Origin of the sequence: Marinobacter azerbaijanicus (assembly GCF_030250645.1) — a bacterium.
GTDB classification, from domain to species: domain Bacteria; phylum Pseudomonadota; class Gammaproteobacteria; order Pseudomonadales; family Oleiphilaceae; genus Marinobacter; species Marinobacter azerbaijanicus.
Genome location: NZ_JASSVS010000013.1, coordinates 66380 through 82427, shown reverse-complemented (window position 1 = coordinate 82427; position 16048 = coordinate 66380). Strand labels below are relative to the sequence as shown.

Below are 16048 nucleotides of genomic sequence, written 5' to 3'. Positions count from 1 at the left end.
CCCTTGAAAACCGGTCACCCGCCTCCATAACTGCTGAACACCGTTTTCTATCAGGCAAGTGGAGCCAGAATGACTACCATACTCTCTGTCAGGCGTGACAACGAAGTTGCCATGGGTGGCGACGGCCAGGTCTCCCTGGGCAATACCGTAATGAAGGGCAATGCCCGCAAGGTTCGCCGACTCTATAACGACAAGGTGCTGGCCGGGTTCGCAGGCGGTACCGCAGATGCCTTTACCCTCTTTGAACGCTTTGAGGCCCAACTGGAAAAGCATCAGGGCAACCTGACCCGGGCCGCGGTTGAACTGGCAAAAGACTGGCGGACAGACCGTGCGCTGCGTCGGCTCGAGGCCCTGCTTGCGGTCGCCGACAAGACGGCATCACTGATCATCACCGGTAACGGTGACGTCATCGAACCCGAACATGGCCTGATCGCCATCGGCTCCGGCGGGCCATTCGCCCAGGCGTCTGCCACGGCTCTGCTGGAAAACACCGACCTGACAGCCCGCGAAATTGTGGAAAAGGGGTTGGATATTGCGGCCGATATCTGCATCTACACCAACCACAATCGCACCCTTGAAGTGCTGTCAGCCAACGACTGATCCGGAGCTAGCATGTCTGCAATGACCCCCCGTGAAATTGTTCACGAGCTCAACAAACACATCGTAGGCCAGGAAGAAGCCAAGCGTTCCGTTGCAATTGCCCTTCGCAATCGCTGGCGCAGAATGCAACTGGAAAGTGGACTGCGCGAGGAAATCACACCGAAGAACATCCTGATGATCGGCCCGACCGGTGTCGGCAAAACCGAGATCGCCCGTCGATTGGCAAAACTGGCTGACGCTCCCTTCCTGAAAGTGGAGGCCACCAAGTTCACCGAGGTGGGCTATGTCGGCCGGGACGTGGAATCCATCATCCGCGACCTGGCGGATATGGCGATCAAAATGCTGCGCGAGAAAGAAATGAAGCGCCACGAGCATCGGGCCATGGACGCTGCTGAGGAGCGCATACTGGACGCCTTACTACCGCCACCCCGGGATTTCAAGGAAGACAGCCAGAAAGCGGAAGACTCCTCTACCCGCCAGCTATTCCGCAAGAAACTGCGCGAGGGCGAACTGGACGACAAGGAAATTGAAGTTGACCTTCGTAACAGTGGTGCTGGCGTTGAAATCATGGCTCCTCCCGGTATGGAGGAGATGACCAGCCAGTTGCAGAATATGTTTTCGAGCATGTCCTCGGACAAGCGTAAAACCCGCAAGATGAAGGTGGCAGATGCTTTGAAGCGGGTTCGCGATGAAGAAGCGGCCAAACTGGTCAACGAGGAAGAAATCAAGCAGAAGGCCATTCTGAGTGTTGAACAGAACGGCATTGTCTTTCTTGATGAGATCGACAAGGTAGCGAAGCGCTCCGAGAACACCTCTTCCGACGTATCCCGGGAAGGTGTTCAGCGGGATCTACTGCCGCTGATTGAGGGCAGCACCGTCAGCACCAAGTATGGCGCGGTGCGAACAGATCACATTCTGTTCATTGCGTCCGGCGCTTTCCACTTGTCCAAGCCCTCTGACCTGATCCCGGAACTGCAGGGCCGTCTGCCGATCCGCGTTGAACTACAGGCGCTGACGCCAAACGACTTCAAACGCATTCTCACGGAGCCAGATGCCTCCCTGGTGCAACAATACGAAGCCCTGATGGGTACCGAGGGCGTCAAGCTGAGCTTCACGGAAGACGCCATTACGCGCATTGCGGAAGTCGCCTACAAGGTCAACGAGACCACAGAAAATATTGGTGCACGCCGCCTGCACACAGTCCTTGAGAGACTGCTCGAGAGCCTGTCCTATGAGGCTGGTGACAAGGTCACCGACAGCTTCGAGGTTACGGCAGAGTTTGTTGATGAGAAGCTGGGTGAGCTGGCTGAAGACGAAGATCTGAGCCGCTATATCCTCTAACCTGTACTTCGGGCTGCGAGGCCCGAATTCATCTGGCCAGGGTGTGCCTTCGGTGCACCCTGGGATCTCGCCAAATCACTGCGTCCCTTTCTCTACAGCGCCTTGCTGAAAAGCTCCGACACATTATCAAGGCCGGTTGCCAGCTTTCCTTTCTGAGCCTTCTTCTTACGCCCCCTGGCGACATATAGGGGAAGCATCTCGCCATAAAGGCTGGTGCTGATTGTGCGCTGCTCATCCTCCAGACGGTCGCGACGCAGGCGGATACCATACTTCGCCAGTTTCGGCTCCAGCTCATCTGCACGGTTAAGCAGATCGCGCCGCGTCATCTGGTACGCGTGTTCACACACCATGCGACGAGACTGAAAACTGAACACATTGGAGAAGAAAAGCTTGGCGTCATCGCGCGTGGGCTCAAACAGCAGAATATCCTTGTCCGGGTAATCCCGGGCGTACTGTGCAATACCCGACTGCATACGTGAGTAGACCATGGTGCGGAACATCTGCGAGAGCAGGTTGGGCATACCGGAGCGGGTGAGTTCCCCGGGGCCCATGGTTCCTGCCCGCACTGCAGCACTGGCGTCAATTGGCACCTGGGGGTTCACCGCAAAGACCAGGTCTGCACCGTCCTCAAACGCTACGGACGCATGCAAGCCTTTCCTCAGAGTGCCATCCACATAGTAACGTCCGTCGATGGTGACTGGAACGTATATGCCCGGCGACGAGGTACTGGCCTGGATAGCCTTCGAAATGGGCACATGATCAAAACCGGGGGCGCCAAAACAGACCGCTTCAGTGCTCTCCACATCCGCCGCGACAATATACAGACTGCGACGAAGCTGACGAAAGTCATTGGTACGACCCAGCATGGTAAAAGCCCGCTGCAGATATTCATGCAGGCCTTCATTATCGAACAGACCGGCCGGCGCAGCCTGGGCAAGGATGGTCATCGCTTCCAGCAGACTCTGATCATATGGGTTGTTGATAAACCGGCGAACCGCAGTCGTGACCAGACCAGGCACGGCCATCAGGCGGCTCCCGAATTCCCGTAATGCCGGTCGATAGAATACTTCAGGGTGGAATGGGTGGACCTCGGCTTCGTTACGCACAAAGATCCGACACAACTGGGCCGTGGTCATCTGGTTGGCCAGATTGGCAGCCACAAAAGACCCGGCATTCACGCCGACATACACATCAATATTATTGAAGTCGAGCCCGTCGAGCGCCTCATCAAGTGCCCGCAATGCCCCGATTTCATATATTCCACCCAGAGGGCCGCCGCCGCCAAGTGCGAGGCCGATGCGAGGGCTGGGCTTGATTGCTGTTGTCGTTGCCATTATTCGCTATCCCCTTACGGGTACTGTTGGCTAATGCCTTTTACCCTAGCAGTCCATTTTAGAGTGAACACCCTATATGGACCCCACTGGTAGCAAGCCATCAGGAAAGGGCCTTTTCGGCATGGGCTATGGAGCTCGACTTGCCCGGACGCAGGTAACGGCCGAAGCCCGCGTTGCGTAGCGCCAGATCCACACAGCTTTTGATAACGTGAGGCGAATCCAGAAGCAACACATCCTCAAGCAGCTGCGCCGCCCATTCACGACTCACACTGCGGATGACGGACTTGACCTTGGGCAGGCTGGCAGCATTCATGGAAAGCGAGTCGTACCCCATCGCCATGAGCAACAGGGCTCCGCCTGGGTCTCCTGCCAACTCACCACAGATGCCAACAGGCTTGCCAACGGAATGGGCATCCTGGGCAACCCGAACAAGCGCCTGCAGGACTGCAGGGTGGTAGGAGTGGTAAAGCTGGGCCACCCGCGGATTATTACGATCCACCGCAAGCAGGTACTGGGTCAGGTCATTGGAGCCGACAGACAGGAAATCGACACGATCCGCCAGCTCGCGAATCTGGTAAACTGCAGCCGGAATCTCGACCATTACCCCGACCTTGGGCATATGAATGTTGAAGCCCTCTTCCCTCACCTCATGGTAAACCCGGTAAATGAGGTGAAGGGACTCCTCGACTTCGGAGATGTTGCTGATCATCGGCAACATGATCTGCAGGTTGTTCAAACCCTCACTCGCCTTGAGCATCGCCCGCACCTGGACCAGAAAAATCTCAGGATGATCCAGAGTTACACGGATACCGCGCCAGCCCAGAAAAGGGTTTTCTTCCTGAATCGGGAAGTAGGTCAGCGCCTTGTCGCCGCCAATATCCAGCGTGCGCATGGTGACGGGATTGGGGGCAAAGGCTTCCAGTTGCTCGCGGTAGTATTCACGCTGCTCCTGCTCGGAAGGGAAGCGATCCTTGATCATGAAAGGCACTTCGGTGCGGTACAGGCCTATGCCCTCCGCCCCATGGCTCAGGGAGCGCACCACATCCGTCATCAGGCCGGTGTTGACCAGCAATGAGACCCGGTGGCCGTCAGTGGTTTCGCAAGGCAGGTCCCTCAGAGCCTCCAGCCCCTTGACCAGCTCATCCTCCTCGTCACAGATTTCCTGGTAAAAATTCCGAAGATCTGCGGATGGAGAAGCAAAGATCTGCCCCTCAAACCCATCCACTATCAGGTCTTTGCCATCAAGCTGGTTCACCGGGATATCCACCAGCCCCATAACGGTCGGCACCCCCATGGCACGGGCAAGAATAGCCACGTGGGAGTTGCTGGACCCCTTCACCGATACCAGACCCACCAGCTTCCCTTTCGGCACTTCACCCAGCATGGCCGGAGTCAGTTCTTCGCTGACCAGTACTGTGTTTTCGGGATAATCGGTGTCTTTCTGCTCCCCTTCCTGCAAGTGAGACAGCAGGCGGCGGCCCAGATCGCGGATATCCACCGCCCGCTCCTGCAGGTAGTGATCCTCCATCATTTCAAAGTGACGCACGTACTGTTGAACCACCTGTTTCAGGGCGCCCTGGGCCCAGTAGCCCTCCTTGATCCGGTTGGACACTTCTCCCGGCATGGCATCGTCGCCCAGCATACGCAGGTAGACATCAAACAGGGCCTGCTCTTCCGGCCGAAGCTGGGAGGCCAGCCGGGCCGCCACCCGCTCGATGTCTTCGCGAACCGCGGTTACCGCGCCTTCAAACAGGGACAGTTCCAGCTCAACGTCATCAGTGGGCTTTTCCGGCACGACATCCAGATCGGCTGCCGGATAGACCACCACGCCCTTGCCAATGGCGACGCCTGGCGCGCCTGGCACACCACTGAAACTGACATCCGTAGTCTCTTCACCGGTCAGGGAAAGACCGCTAATAGCCCCTGTGGCCTCGCTGTGGGCGATGACTCCGGCCAGTTGTGCCGATACCGTTACCAGGAAGGCTTCTTCGCCTTCATCAAAGCAGCGCGAGCTCTCCCGTTGCTGCACAACGAGAACACCCAGAACCCGTCGATGGTGAATAATGGGCACACCGAGGAACGAGCGGAAACGCTCTTCCCCGGTCTCCGGAAAATACCGGTAACGGGGATGAGACGGGGCATCTTCGAGGTTGATGGGCTCTTCCCGGGAGCCAACGAGGCCAATCAGGCCCTCGGAATAGCCCAGGCTAACCTGCCCGACAGCCTGCTGGTAAAGGCCTTCAGTGGCCATGAGTATGTAGCGGTTGGTAGCCGGATCAAGCAGGTAAACCGAGCATACCTCGGTATCCATGGCTTTCTGCACCCGCGAAACGATAACATCCAGCGCCTCCTGCAGGTCGCGGGCACTGTTTACCTCTTGTACAAGACTTCGCAGTATGCTCAGCATGGCGGCTTCAATCCGTCATTTCTGTTGATCCTTCGTGCGCCGGGACTGCTCGCTCCGGTGCCACTGTTCCATGTTATAAAACAGCCGCGGCGCAAGCTCTCGCAGCGCACGTCGATAGACTTCACGTTTGAACGAGACGACCTGGCCCAGAGGGTACCAGTAACTCACCCACTGCCAGCCGTCGAATTCCGGCGAGTCCGTGCCGTCCACGCGCACCTGCGCATCCGGCGATAGCATCCTCAGCAGGAACCATTTCTGTTTTTGTCCCACGCAAACCGGGTGCGAATTGTGCCGCACCATCCTGCGAGGGAGGCGGTACCTCAGCCAGCCACGGGTACAGCTGATGATTTCCACATCGCCTGTACCGAGACCAATTTCCTCTGCCAGCTCCCTGTAGAGAGCGTCCTCCGGTGATTCGTTGTGCTTTATGCCACCTTGAGGGAACTGCCAGGAGTCCTGCCCTATTCGCCTTGCCCAGAGGACTTCCCCCCTGTGATTGGCCAGAATGATTCCGACATTGGGTCTGAAACCGTCTGAATCGATCACGGCACAGTCCTCTTAAAAGTCGGTCGACCGGATTAAAAATTCACCGGCCAGATTTATCCAAGTTGCTCTCATTCTTACAGAATCCCAAGGCTTCGGCAAACGGAGCCGGAGGCGGCATGTCATGGTAGACTATCGCGCCTGTGACATTCGCTTTTCCCGCCGGAGGTACCGACGTTGACGCTTGCGATTTTTGACCTTGATAACACCCTGCTCGCCGGAGACAGCGACCACGCCTGGGGCGAATTTTTGGTGGAAGAGTCCATTGTGGATGCAGAAGAATATCGGCAGGCCAACGACCGCTTCTACCAGGAGTACCTGAACGGCGAACTGGATATCATGCGGTACCTGAGCTTTGCCCTTCAGCCGCTGGCGCGCCACGACCTGCAGCAGCTACTGGCCTGGCGGGAACAGTTCGTGGAGAAAAAAATCCGGCCAATGATGCAGGCCAGCGCAACAGAGTTACTGGACAGCCACCGTGCGCAGGGCCATACATTGCTTATTATCACTGCCACCAATCGGTTCGTAACGGAGCCCGTAGCGGAGCTGTTGGGTATCGAACACCTGATTGCCACAGAGCCGGAGCTGGTCAATGGGCGCTATACGGGAGAGGTTGCGGGCGTTCCCAGCTTTCAGGACGGCAAAGTAACCCGCCTGAATGACTGGCTCGAATCAAATGGCGAGAGCCTGGATGGGGCGTGGTTCTATAGCGACTCCCACAATGATGCCCCTCTACTTCGCAAGGTCGAGAATCCGGTGGCGGTCGATCCGGATCCAACTCTTGAAAGCATTGCAAAAGAAAACGGCTGGAAAATTATGAGCCTCAGAGGCTAACTGATTGCCAACGTTCCCGGGAAGGCCCCAGGGAGGGGGTGCCCGGGATACGCTGTGAATACGTCCATGTACGCTCGACAAAAACATCCATGTTTTTGACGATCCCGGGCACCCCCTCCCTGCGTCCTTCCCTACTTTTGTGCAAACCCGCCACTTCTGAGCCGTACCCCGTAGGTCGGATTAGGCCAAGCCGTAATCCGACAACCCAAGCTCAAAGAAACCCGGTCAAAGACCGCACAAAACAACTTTTGATATAATCCGTCTCCGGAATCCCCGGCACCACCGGATGATCCGGCGCCTGATGCCCCTGCTCCAGCAACTGCACAAACCGGTCAATCTTGCGACCACTGCTACGAATAATATCCGTCAGCTTCTCCTGGGAAAGGTGCATGGAACACGACGCCGACACGAGCAACCCATCCCGATCCAAGAGCCGCAGCCCCAGCTGGTTAAGCCGCGCATAAGCCTCCTCCCCGGCCTTCTGGTCACGACGCCGGGGAATCAATGCCGGCGGGTCCAGCACTACAATGTCGAACTTTTCCTTTTCCTCACACAACGCCTTCAGGGCTTCAAACGCATCGCCCTCGATGGTTTGAATGTTATCGAGCCCATTGATCCTGGCATTATGGTGAACCGAATCGATGGCACCGGCGGAGCTGTCCACGCAGGTCACCTGAGCAGCCCCCGCACAGGCCGCCTGAATGCCCCAGCCGCCCACGTAGCTGAACACATCCAGAACCCGCTTTCCTGGGGCATAGGCCTGCAAACGCTGCCGGTTCATACGGTGGTCATAGAACCAACCCGTCTTCTGACCGCCTTCCATGGGCACCTCAAAACGAACCCCATTCTCCTCAACCTGAAGCAGATCAACCTCCGGGCCATGGGCCTGCTCCACGTAAGTATCCAGTCCCTCCACCTTACGCATCTTGCCGTCGTTCTTGAGGATAATCGACCGCGGATGCGCCAGCCGCTGAACCGCCCGGACAATCGACTCCTTCATCTGCTCCATACCCGCTGTGGAAATCTGAACCACCACCACATCATCAAACCGGTCGATCACCAACCCGGACAACCCATCGCTGTCACCAAATACCCAGCGATAGAACGGCTTATCGAACAACCGTTCCCGCAACGCCAACGCCGTCTCAACCCGATCGGTAAGACGCTGAGGCGTCATGCCGTGGCTGGCATTCCGGCTGATCAGGCGACCGCAGATCAGGGCATGGGGATTCACAAACACCGTCCCCATGGGCTTGTCGTTGGCAGCACGCAACTCCGCCTGCACACCGGCCTCAAAGTCAGTCAGCGGAGAGCGATGGGTATCCACCTCGTTACTGTAAACCCACAGATGACCAGCCCTGAGCCTGCGCTCAGCGCCTTTGCGGAGGTATAAAACCGGAAAAGTCATAGATAATCGCCTGAAGAATAATGAAGGAAAGGCTTTAATGGATGAAGCCACCACGGGGTCTGTGGGGATAAGCCGGGCGGGCCTTCCAGAAATGTGCGGAGCCATGGATGGCGGAGCCCAAGCCGCACAGGACGTCTCGAGGCGTTTTCTGGAAGGCCCGCCCGGCTTATTCCATGCTCCAAAAAATCAGGTCACTCCTCGGCAGCAACATGCTCCGCATAAGCCGTGGCGTCCATCAGACCATCCAGCTCCCCCGGATCCGCCAACCGCACCCGGAACAACCAGCCATCGCCATAAGGGTCCTCGTTCACCTTCTCGGGCTCGTCCTCAAGGCTCTCGTTAACCTCAATCACCTCACCGGTCACCGGACTGAACACATCAGAAGCCGACTTCACGGACTCAGCCACCCCAGCTTCCTCTGCCCCGGTAACCGTCGCCCCCACATCGGGGACACCGATATAGACAATGTCCCCAAGCTGATCCTGGGCAAAATCCGTAATACCGACGGTTGCAGTGCCATCGTCGGCCACACGTACCCACTGGTGAGTCTCAATGTATTTCAGATCTGCGGGTGTTTCACTCATGTTCAGATTCCCCGATGAATAATTTCGCGCATTTTAACCGAAGAAGACGGCCCCGGCGAACATCTCGGGTAATGCAGCGCCAAAAACCGGTTTCAAGCCAGTCCCCAGGTCGTCTTCCGGGCCATGGTCATAAACGACTGCAGATATTCCACTTCCGCATCCCGTTCGCGGAGCCCCAGAAAAATCTGCTTGTCGATCCCCTTGCGCCCCAGCCTGACTGGTGTGATCGGCATCTGGTGCGCATACTCCTCCACCAGCCACCGGGGCAGCGCCGAGACTCCACGCCCAGCAGCCACCATCTGCAACATGATATCCGTAGTTTCGATGGTTTTGTGCCTGGCCGGACTGCTGTGGGCAGGGACGAGGAAACGCGTGTAGACATCCAGGCGTTCCGCATCAACCGGATAGGTGATCAGGGTCTCGCTTTCCAGATCTGCCGGTTCCACCCATTGTTTTGAGGCCAGCTGATGATTGCTGGGCACCACCAGAACCTGTTCATAATCAAACACCGGCTCGAACACCAGTCCCTTCCTGTGTAGTGGGTCCGGCGTTACCAGCACGTCGATATCGTAGCCGAACAGTGCACCAATACCGCCAAACTGGAAGCGCTGCTTTACATCCACATCCACGCCCGGCCACTGCTCCAGGTAGGGGCCGACCACCTTGAGCAGCCATTGGTAACACGGGTGGCACTCCATGCCGATTCGCAGGCTGCCACGCTGGCCCCTTGCGATCTGACCCACCAACTCTTCGGCATGCTCGAACTGCGGCAACAACCGGTTCGCCAGTGATAGCAGATAAAGCCCGGACTGGGTCGGGCGCAGTTTCCGCCCCTCCCGAACCCAGACTGCCGTGCCTAGCTGCTGCTCCAGCTTCTTCATTGCATGGCTGAGTGCCGACTGCGTCAGGCAAAGAGCATCCGCCGCGGCTGTCAGAGAGCCACACCGGTCCACTTCACGGACGATCTCAAGATGGTTGCGCTCAATCATCGCGGGGCCTTAGTTGAATTACTTTCATGGATTAATGAGATAATACCATTATTCTTCATGGAACATCATCGCTAGCCTTGGTGCCTGACTCATTATAACGAACAGGAGATTTACCATGGTGACTACCCACAATCTGGGTTTTCCCAGGATCGGCGAGCGTCGGGAACTGAAGTTTGCTCTCGAAGGCTTCTGGGAGGGCGAACTGGACGAAAAGTCGCTACGGGAAACCGGGGCGAAGCTCCGCACCAGCAACTGGCAGGATCAGGAGCAACTTACACTGGCGCCAGTGGGAGATTTCTCACTCTATGACCAGGTGCTGGACATGAGCGCCACCCTTGGCAACCTGCCAGACCGGGCCGGCAAAGCCGATGAAAATGAACTTGACCGCTACTTCCGCATTGCCCGTGGCCGATCCCCGGGTGACAGCGATTGTTGCGGCGTCCACGCGGGTGAAATGACCAAGTGGTTCGACACCAATTATCACTATATTGTCCCGGAGTTTGACGCAAGCACACAGTTTTCTCTGGATCCCACAAGACTGCTGGAACAACTGGCGGAAGCAAAATCCGCCGGCGTTAACAGCAAACCGGTGATCATTGGCCCTGTCACCTATCTCTGGCTCGGCAAATCCAAGGACAACACAGACAGGCTCAGCCTGCTGGATGACCTGCTGCCGGTATACGGAGAACTGCTGCAGCTTCTCGTGGACAATGGCGCTGAGTGGGTACAGATCGACGAGCCGATACTGGTCACCGAACTGGGAGGCGAGTGGCGGCACGCCCTGAACCTGGCCTACCACAACCTCAAGGCCAACCCCGCAAAACTGTTACTGACCACCTATTTCGGACAACTGCGCGAAAACCTGCAACTGGCGTGTGAGCTGCCGGTAGCGGGCCTCCACCTCGATGCCACCAATGCCCGTGACGAAGTAGCCCGCATCTCCGACTGGCTTCCCGGACACAAAGTACTCTCCCTCGGCGTGATTGACGGTCGCAATATCTGGAAAACCGACCTGAATGCGACCCTGGACTGGCTTGAACCGGTGCACCAGAAACTCCAGGAACGGCTCTGGCTTGCTCCGTCCTGTTCGCTCCTGCATGTGCCGGTAGACCTGAACAGCGAAACCACCATGGACCCTGAAATACGCTCCTGGCTGGCCTTTGCACGACAGAAGCTGGAGGAACTGCAATTGTTGGCGACAGCCCTCACTGAAGGCCGGGAGTCCATCGCCGACGCGCTGAAGACCAATGCGGATGCAATACTCAGCCGCAGGAATTCAACACGTGTAACAGCCCCCCAGGTCCGCAAGGCCGTCGCGGCAATTACCCCGGAACTGGGCCAGCGCAAAAGCGACTATCAGAAGCGCTCGGCGATCCAGGCCAGCCACCTGAAGCTGCCACGCTACCCAACAACGACCATAGGTTCCTTTCCCCAAACCAAAGACATCCGCCAGACGCGACTCAGGTTTCGCAAAGGCGAAATCCAGCCCGAGGAGTACGAAGCAAGAATCCGCGAGGAAATCCGTCACTGCATCCATGAGCAGGAAAAACTGGGCCTGGATGTACTGGTTCATGGTGAGGCAGAACGGAATGACATGGTGGAGTACTTCGGCGAACAACTGGAAGGCTATGTGTTCAGCCGCTTCGGCTGGGTCCAGTCCTACGGTTCACGTTGCGTAAAACCGCCCATCCTGTTCGGCGATATCTCCCGGCCAAGAGCCATGACCGTAGAGTGGATCCGCTACGCCCAGTCCCTGACAGACAAACCACTGAAAGGCATGCTTACCGGCCCGGTCACCATCCTGAACTGGTCCTTCGTCCGCGACGACCAGCCCAGGAAAGACACCTGCCTGCAACTGGCACTGGCCATCCGGGAGGAAGTGCTGGACCTGGAACGGGCGGGGGTGAACATCATCCAGATTGACGAAGCCGCACTTCGCGAAGGTCTGCCCCTACGCCAGAGCGACTGGCAGAGCTACCTGGACTGGGCCATTGAAGCCTTCCGTATCACCGCCAACGGCGTGAAAGACGAAACCCAGATTCACACCCATATGTGCTATTCGGAATTCAACGACATCATCGAAGCCATCGCGCGCATGGACGCGGATGTCATCACCATCGAAACGTCGAGATCCAATATGGAATTGCTGGACGCCTTCAAGGGGTTCCAGTACCCCAATGATATTGGCCCCGGTGTATACGATATCCACTCACCCAATGTCCCTGACACGGACCACATTGTCTCGCTGATGAACAAGGCGGCGGAACGGATTCCTGCAGAAAGGCTCTGGATCAACCCGGATTGCGGGCTGAAAACCCGGTCGTGGGATGAGGTGATTCCGGCACTGCGGGGAATGGTGGCTGCGGCGCAGGAGCTGCGGGAAGCGTGAGCCCTCAAGGGAGAGGCGTACAGCGCCTCTCCCTAGCGACGTTCAGGATGCCACTTTGGGCAGGAACGAGGTATCGACCCAGTATCGTTTTGGATTGTCCGGACGAATATAAACGCTGATCGACTCTCCCGGGATATGATCGGTCGGGTCGAACCACAGATTATCGCTACGAAAAACATGGAGTTTGGCCGTTGCAGGATCCTGCCACTGAGTGACGATCCTGAACGGACTCTGGCCGTTCATCACCAGACTGGTATTCTGCTCCACCCCCTGGATACGGGCCGTCACAAGCTGGCCACTCTCGCGCAATTTCGCACCTCTGCCTTTTCTGATCAAAGGCACTATCACCATCAAAGTGCCAACCAAGAAAAAGGCACCTCCCAGAACCCCCATGATTAACGCACCACCCCACAACGAGAAGAAGCCATTAATGCGGGCACTCTCCGGCTCTCCGGGCAAATAGAAAACCGATACTTCCTCGCCACGGCTATAGGGCGCAGGGTTACTACCGGATGATGACTGGAACTCAATCAACTGGCCACCGGCATCTTCAAATTGCACCACCGGATAATAACTACTGGAATCTCCGGAGCGGGAATAGACCAAGTCAGTCACAACGCCCGGCACCTCCAACGCCTCGTCCAGAAACGTGACAGTGCTCTGATACCAGAGAAAAGCTCCAACCAGTAAAGCGCCGCCCACCGCAGAAAACAGGTACTTCAGAAAGTCATAAACACGCATATCAGTTCCCTTGATTCATCCCGAATAAAAATCCATTCCTGTTGCCCAGCCTGTTAACTCAGAACCAGTCCCTGACAATCTGCCCGTTCTTGATCCGCCAGAACGAAAGGCCATAGTTAAGGTCCTGCCCCCGGGAATCCTTCACAAACCCGGTGTCGCGGCCAAATGTATGAAGGAAAGCATCCGTGCCCAACAGAACGCTATCCAGGAACCACCAGATACCTACCCCACCCAGCGTCGCTGCCTTGAGCAGGCCCGTTTTCCATTTGCCGAGGTAAAAGCGATCTACGCCGAGAAGCCCAAAGAATCCGCTGAGAAACAGGGCGAGAAGTCGGTTTTTGCGTTTTTCAGGTTGGTTCATTTGCATTCCTCCTTGAATGTTTTCATTGAAAGCTATTTTTAAAAGCTTATTAGCGCCCGTGAAAAAAGTCTTCAAATACGGCGCGGCAACCCCAAGAAAGGTTTTTATGCAAGCGAGCAACCAAAAAACGGGGAGGATCGAGGGTATCGAGGTAATCCATACCAATTCCTTTGGTAGTGCTTGCCCAGTCCTTGGGTTCCGACGACAGGCTGTCGTCACGACTCACATTATACATCGATCATCTGATCAGGGGTAACCCAGTGCTAACAGTGCAGCTTCCCAGTTGTAACGAAAAGCAAATCGGATAGCTCAATCTGATGAAATCTGCCACATCACGGATCGCTGGCTGTGGCTACTTAAAAACAGGTTCAGTAAACTAGCGATCCTTATCAAATTTCGGAAAGGATGCCGATTGTCGATGCGAGCCTTATTACTCTGCAAAGCACCCCTCTTTTTGCTTGTGGCAACTGTCACCTCTGGCTGCAACATCTACTACGAATCCAAAGCCGAAGACATGGTTGAACGTCACATGCAGGCGATGGTGCATGTCGAAGGTGGTGAGTTCATGATGGGGAATCCGGGCGGGTGGAGTGTACGCAGCGATACCATCCCGGTTCATCGTGTGGTTCTGGATGATTTTTATATTCAGAAGTATGAAGTTACTCAGGGGGATTTTGAGTTGTTTATGGCTGTGACAAATTACGAATCCTCTCACGACCGTTATGAAGCAAAACGCGATGAAAACCCGGATCGATACGCAAGTGAATTACCTGCAGTAGCATCCTGGAAAGATGCCACTGCCTTTTGCCAGTGGCTTGGAAAGCAAACTGGCAAAATAATTACGCTACCAACTGAGGCACAGTGGGAATATGCCGCACGAGCTCGCGGCAAGATGCTTCGATACGCGACCCACAATGGCGAAGCTATTCCCGATGAAACTCTTGCTGCAGGCCCCTCACCCTATACCCAGGAATACGAGCCTCAGGGCGACATGCTTCCGTTAAAGCCCGGCTCGTTTCCTCCCAACCCTCTCGGATTGCATGACATGTCTGGTAATGTGGCAGAATGGGTTAACGACTTTTATAGAGAGGACTACTATGAAAAGTCGCCAGTGCAAAATCCTAAAGGGCCCGAGAGCGGACGAGAAGGGCTGAAAGAGGGACACGAGGCACGAGTTTTCAGGGGCGGGTATTATACTGAATTTGCGGGAAATACAACGGTGACTCGTCAGGGCGGCTCTCAGGCATACTCGTCCTATATCGTTGGGTTTCGTTGTGCAGCGCAAGAAGCTGATTAAGCTCCTTGGCCTGAATCTCATTTGGGAAGGCTGATGAAAGATGGCCAAGCAACTTTGAGTTTAGAAGACCCATATCGAGAGTCAGCGGATCACGCGGCGATAAAAATTATAGAGTCCATTGTTACCCATCGCGAGCTTGTTGAGGTTTTAAAGCGCATGGGTAACGCTGGCCACAAAGGAGGGTATTCAGACCTCAAGAACAACTATTCCAAGGTGTTTGTGCAGCGCCTTTTCCGATTAGAACATGCCCGGAAAGCCGAGAATTGGTTATCTGACCTATATTCTAGTGAGGCCCGCCTCGTTAAATCTGGATTTAGCTTCTGGCGCACCTGAAGCCTCTCGTCTCTGAAGCAAGGAGCTCAGATCCTTTTTTGCGAGTCACGGTCGTATTTCCTCTGAATTCCTTGAAGTGCCCTCCGCGAAGGACTCGATAAGGTTGTCCTTCGAAAATATCTTTCTGCCCGTCTACAGGGCCAGTGGGGTTGTTTACATCGGAATTCTGGTAATAGTCTTCTGAGTAGTTGTCTCTAACCCATTCCATGACATTCCCAGACATATCATGGAGGCCTATAAGATTAGGTGGGAATGCCCCTGGTTTTGACGGCAGCAGATCTTTGGGGGGGGCGGCCATCCTGAGTATTATAGTGTGTTGGGCCCGCAGCAATGGTTTCATCCGGAATGGCTTGTCCGGTAGAGGTTGCATATTGAATCATCTTCCCGCGGGCGCGCGCTGCGAACTCCCACTGGGCCTCTGAGGGAAGCCCGATAGTTAAACCGGTTTGCTCACCTAACCATTGACAGAAGGCATTAGCATCTCGCCATGAAGCAACTGCAGGCAATTCGTCTGCAAAACGCTCGGGAAGGTTTTCGCGCATTTTTCCGTAGCGATTGTCCGAAGGCCTATATCCTGTGTGCGCAATAAACAACTCAAAATCCCCTTGAGTAATTTCATACTTCTGAATATAAAAATCATCCAGAACCACACGATGAACCGGGATAGTATCGCTGCGTACACTCCACCCGCCCGGGTTCCCCATCATGAACTCACCACCTTCGACATGCACCATCGCCCGCATCTGCCGCTCAACCATGTCTTCGGCTTTTGATTCGTAATAGATGTTGCAGCCAGAGGTGACCGTTGCCACAAGCAAAAAGAGGGGTGCTTTGCAGAGTAATAAGGCTCGCATCGACAATCAGCATCCTTTCCGAAATTTGATATA

The 16048-nt window shown here is 55.8% G+C and carries 16 protein-coding genes; 6 read left to right on the top strand and 10 right to left on the bottom strand.

The genetic code is table 11. The features are described 5' to 3' along the window. Nucleotides 1-69: 69 nt before the first annotated feature. Together hslV and hslU are read left to right on the top strand one after the other, a co-directional pair. A complete protein-coding gene (hslV, locus tag QPM17_RS19685) occupies nucleotides 70-600 on the top strand; it encodes an ATP-dependent protease subunit HslV (RefSeq protein ID WP_285393099.1) in 531 nt (176 codons plus the stop codon). Nucleotides 601-612: 12 nt separating this feature from the next. Further along, nucleotides 613-1941 (top strand): ATP-dependent protease ATPase subunit HslU, encoded by a 1329-nt coding sequence (hslU, locus tag QPM17_RS19680; RefSeq protein WP_285393098.1) that lies wholly within the window; start codon nucleotides 613-615, stop codon nucleotides 1939-1941. A gap of 92 nt (nucleotides 1942-2033) precedes the next feature. On the opposite strand, the gene QPM17_RS19675 is transcribed toward hslU, so the two are convergent. From QPM17_RS19675 to QPM17_RS19665, 3 genes are all read right to left on the bottom strand, one after another. Continuing rightward, nucleotides 2034-3275: a patatin-like phospholipase family protein gene (locus QPM17_RS19675; RefSeq protein ID WP_285393096.1), complete on the bottom strand. Its 1242-nt coding sequence runs from the start codon at nucleotides 3273-3275 to the stop codon at nucleotides 2034-2036. 100 nt (nucleotides 3276-3375) lie between these two features. Next, nucleotides 3376-5682: a phosphoenolpyruvate--protein phosphotransferase gene (gene ptsP, locus QPM17_RS19670; protein ID WP_285393094.1), complete on the bottom strand. Its 2307-nt coding sequence runs from the start codon at nucleotides 5680-5682 to the stop codon at nucleotides 3376-3378. Nucleotides 5683-5697: 15 nt separating this feature from the next. Continuing rightward, nucleotides 5698-6228, bottom strand: coding sequence for an RNA pyrophosphohydrolase (locus tag QPM17_RS19665; RefSeq protein ID WP_285393093.1), 531 nt, complete (start codon nucleotides 6226-6228; stop codon nucleotides 5698-5700). A 174-nt stretch (nucleotides 6229-6402) separates the two neighbouring features. On the opposite strand from QPM17_RS19665, the gene QPM17_RS19660 reads away from it, so the two are divergent. After that, nucleotides 6403-7059 carry a histidinol-phosphatase gene (locus tag QPM17_RS19660; RefSeq protein WP_285393091.1) on the top strand — a complete coding sequence of 219 codons (657 nt, stop codon included), beginning with the start codon at nucleotides 6403-6405 and terminating at the stop codon, nucleotides 7057-7059. A 211-nt stretch (nucleotides 7060-7270) separates the two neighbouring features. Here the strand turns inward: QPM17_RS19660 and QPM17_RS19655 are convergent, their stop codons facing one another. From QPM17_RS19655 to QPM17_RS19645, 3 genes are all read right to left on the bottom strand, one after another. After that, nucleotides 7271-8467, bottom strand: a complete 1197-nt coding sequence (locus QPM17_RS19655) for a class I SAM-dependent rRNA methyltransferase (protein WP_285393089.1) — start codon at nucleotides 8465-8467, stop codon at nucleotides 7271-7273. 191 nt (nucleotides 8468-8658) lie between these two features. Continuing rightward, entirely contained in the window at nucleotides 8659-9051 is a 393-nt protein-coding gene (gene gcvH / locus QPM17_RS19650; protein WP_285393087.1) for a glycine cleavage system protein GcvH, read from the bottom strand. Nucleotides 9052-9143: 92 nt separating this feature from the next. Then, entirely contained in the window at nucleotides 9144-10040 is an 897-nt protein-coding gene (locus QPM17_RS19645; RefSeq protein WP_285393085.1) for a LysR family transcriptional regulator, read from the bottom strand. 115 nt (nucleotides 10041-10155) lie between these two features. Between QPM17_RS19645 and metE the strand changes: the two genes are divergently transcribed. Beyond that, on the top strand, nucleotides 10156-12429 hold the full coding sequence (metE, locus tag QPM17_RS19640) for a 5-methyltetrahydropteroyltriglutamate--homocysteine S-methyltransferase (RefSeq protein WP_285393083.1): 2274 nt from the start codon (nucleotides 10156-10158) through the stop codon (nucleotides 12427-12429). A gap of 42 nt (nucleotides 12430-12471) precedes the next feature. Here the strand turns inward: metE and QPM17_RS19635 are convergent, their stop codons facing one another. Next, nucleotides 12472-13170, bottom strand: coding sequence for a DUF3592 domain-containing protein (locus QPM17_RS19635; protein WP_285393082.1), 699 nt, complete (start codon nucleotides 13168-13170; stop codon nucleotides 12472-12474). A 58-nt stretch (nucleotides 13171-13228) separates the two neighbouring features. Beyond that, complete coding sequence (locus tag QPM17_RS19630; protein WP_285393080.1) at nucleotides 13229-13531, bottom strand: TM2 domain-containing protein; 303 nt, start codon at nucleotides 13529-13531, stop codon at nucleotides 13229-13231. 418 nt (nucleotides 13532-13949) lie between these two features. On the opposite strand from QPM17_RS19630, the gene QPM17_RS19625 reads away from it, so the two are divergent. Both QPM17_RS19625 and QPM17_RS19620 read left to right on the top strand, forming a co-directional pair. Continuing rightward, entirely contained in the window at nucleotides 13950-14828 is an 879-nt protein-coding gene (locus QPM17_RS19625; protein WP_285393214.1) for a formylglycine-generating enzyme family protein, read from the top strand. 33 nt (nucleotides 14829-14861) lie between these two features. Continuing rightward, nucleotides 14862-15161: a hypothetical protein gene (locus tag QPM17_RS19620; protein ID WP_285393078.1), complete on the top strand. Its 300-nt coding sequence runs from the start codon at nucleotides 14862-14864 to the stop codon at nucleotides 15159-15161. Here QPM17_RS19620 and QPM17_RS23835 read toward each other — a convergent pair. Together QPM17_RS23835 and QPM17_RS19615 are read right to left on the bottom strand one after the other, a co-directional pair. Then, entirely contained in the window at nucleotides 15142-15384 is a 243-nt protein-coding gene (locus QPM17_RS23835; RefSeq protein ID WP_422732786.1) for an SUMF1/EgtB/PvdO family nonheme iron enzyme, read from the bottom strand. The genes QPM17_RS19620 and QPM17_RS23835 overlap by 20 nt on opposite strands. A gap of 19 nt (nucleotides 15385-15403) precedes the next feature. Continuing rightward, nucleotides 15404-16015: a formylglycine-generating enzyme family protein gene (locus QPM17_RS19615; protein WP_285393212.1), complete on the bottom strand. Its 612-nt coding sequence runs from the start codon at nucleotides 16013-16015 to the stop codon at nucleotides 15404-15406. Between the last annotated feature and the right edge of the window lie 33 nt (nucleotides 16016-16048).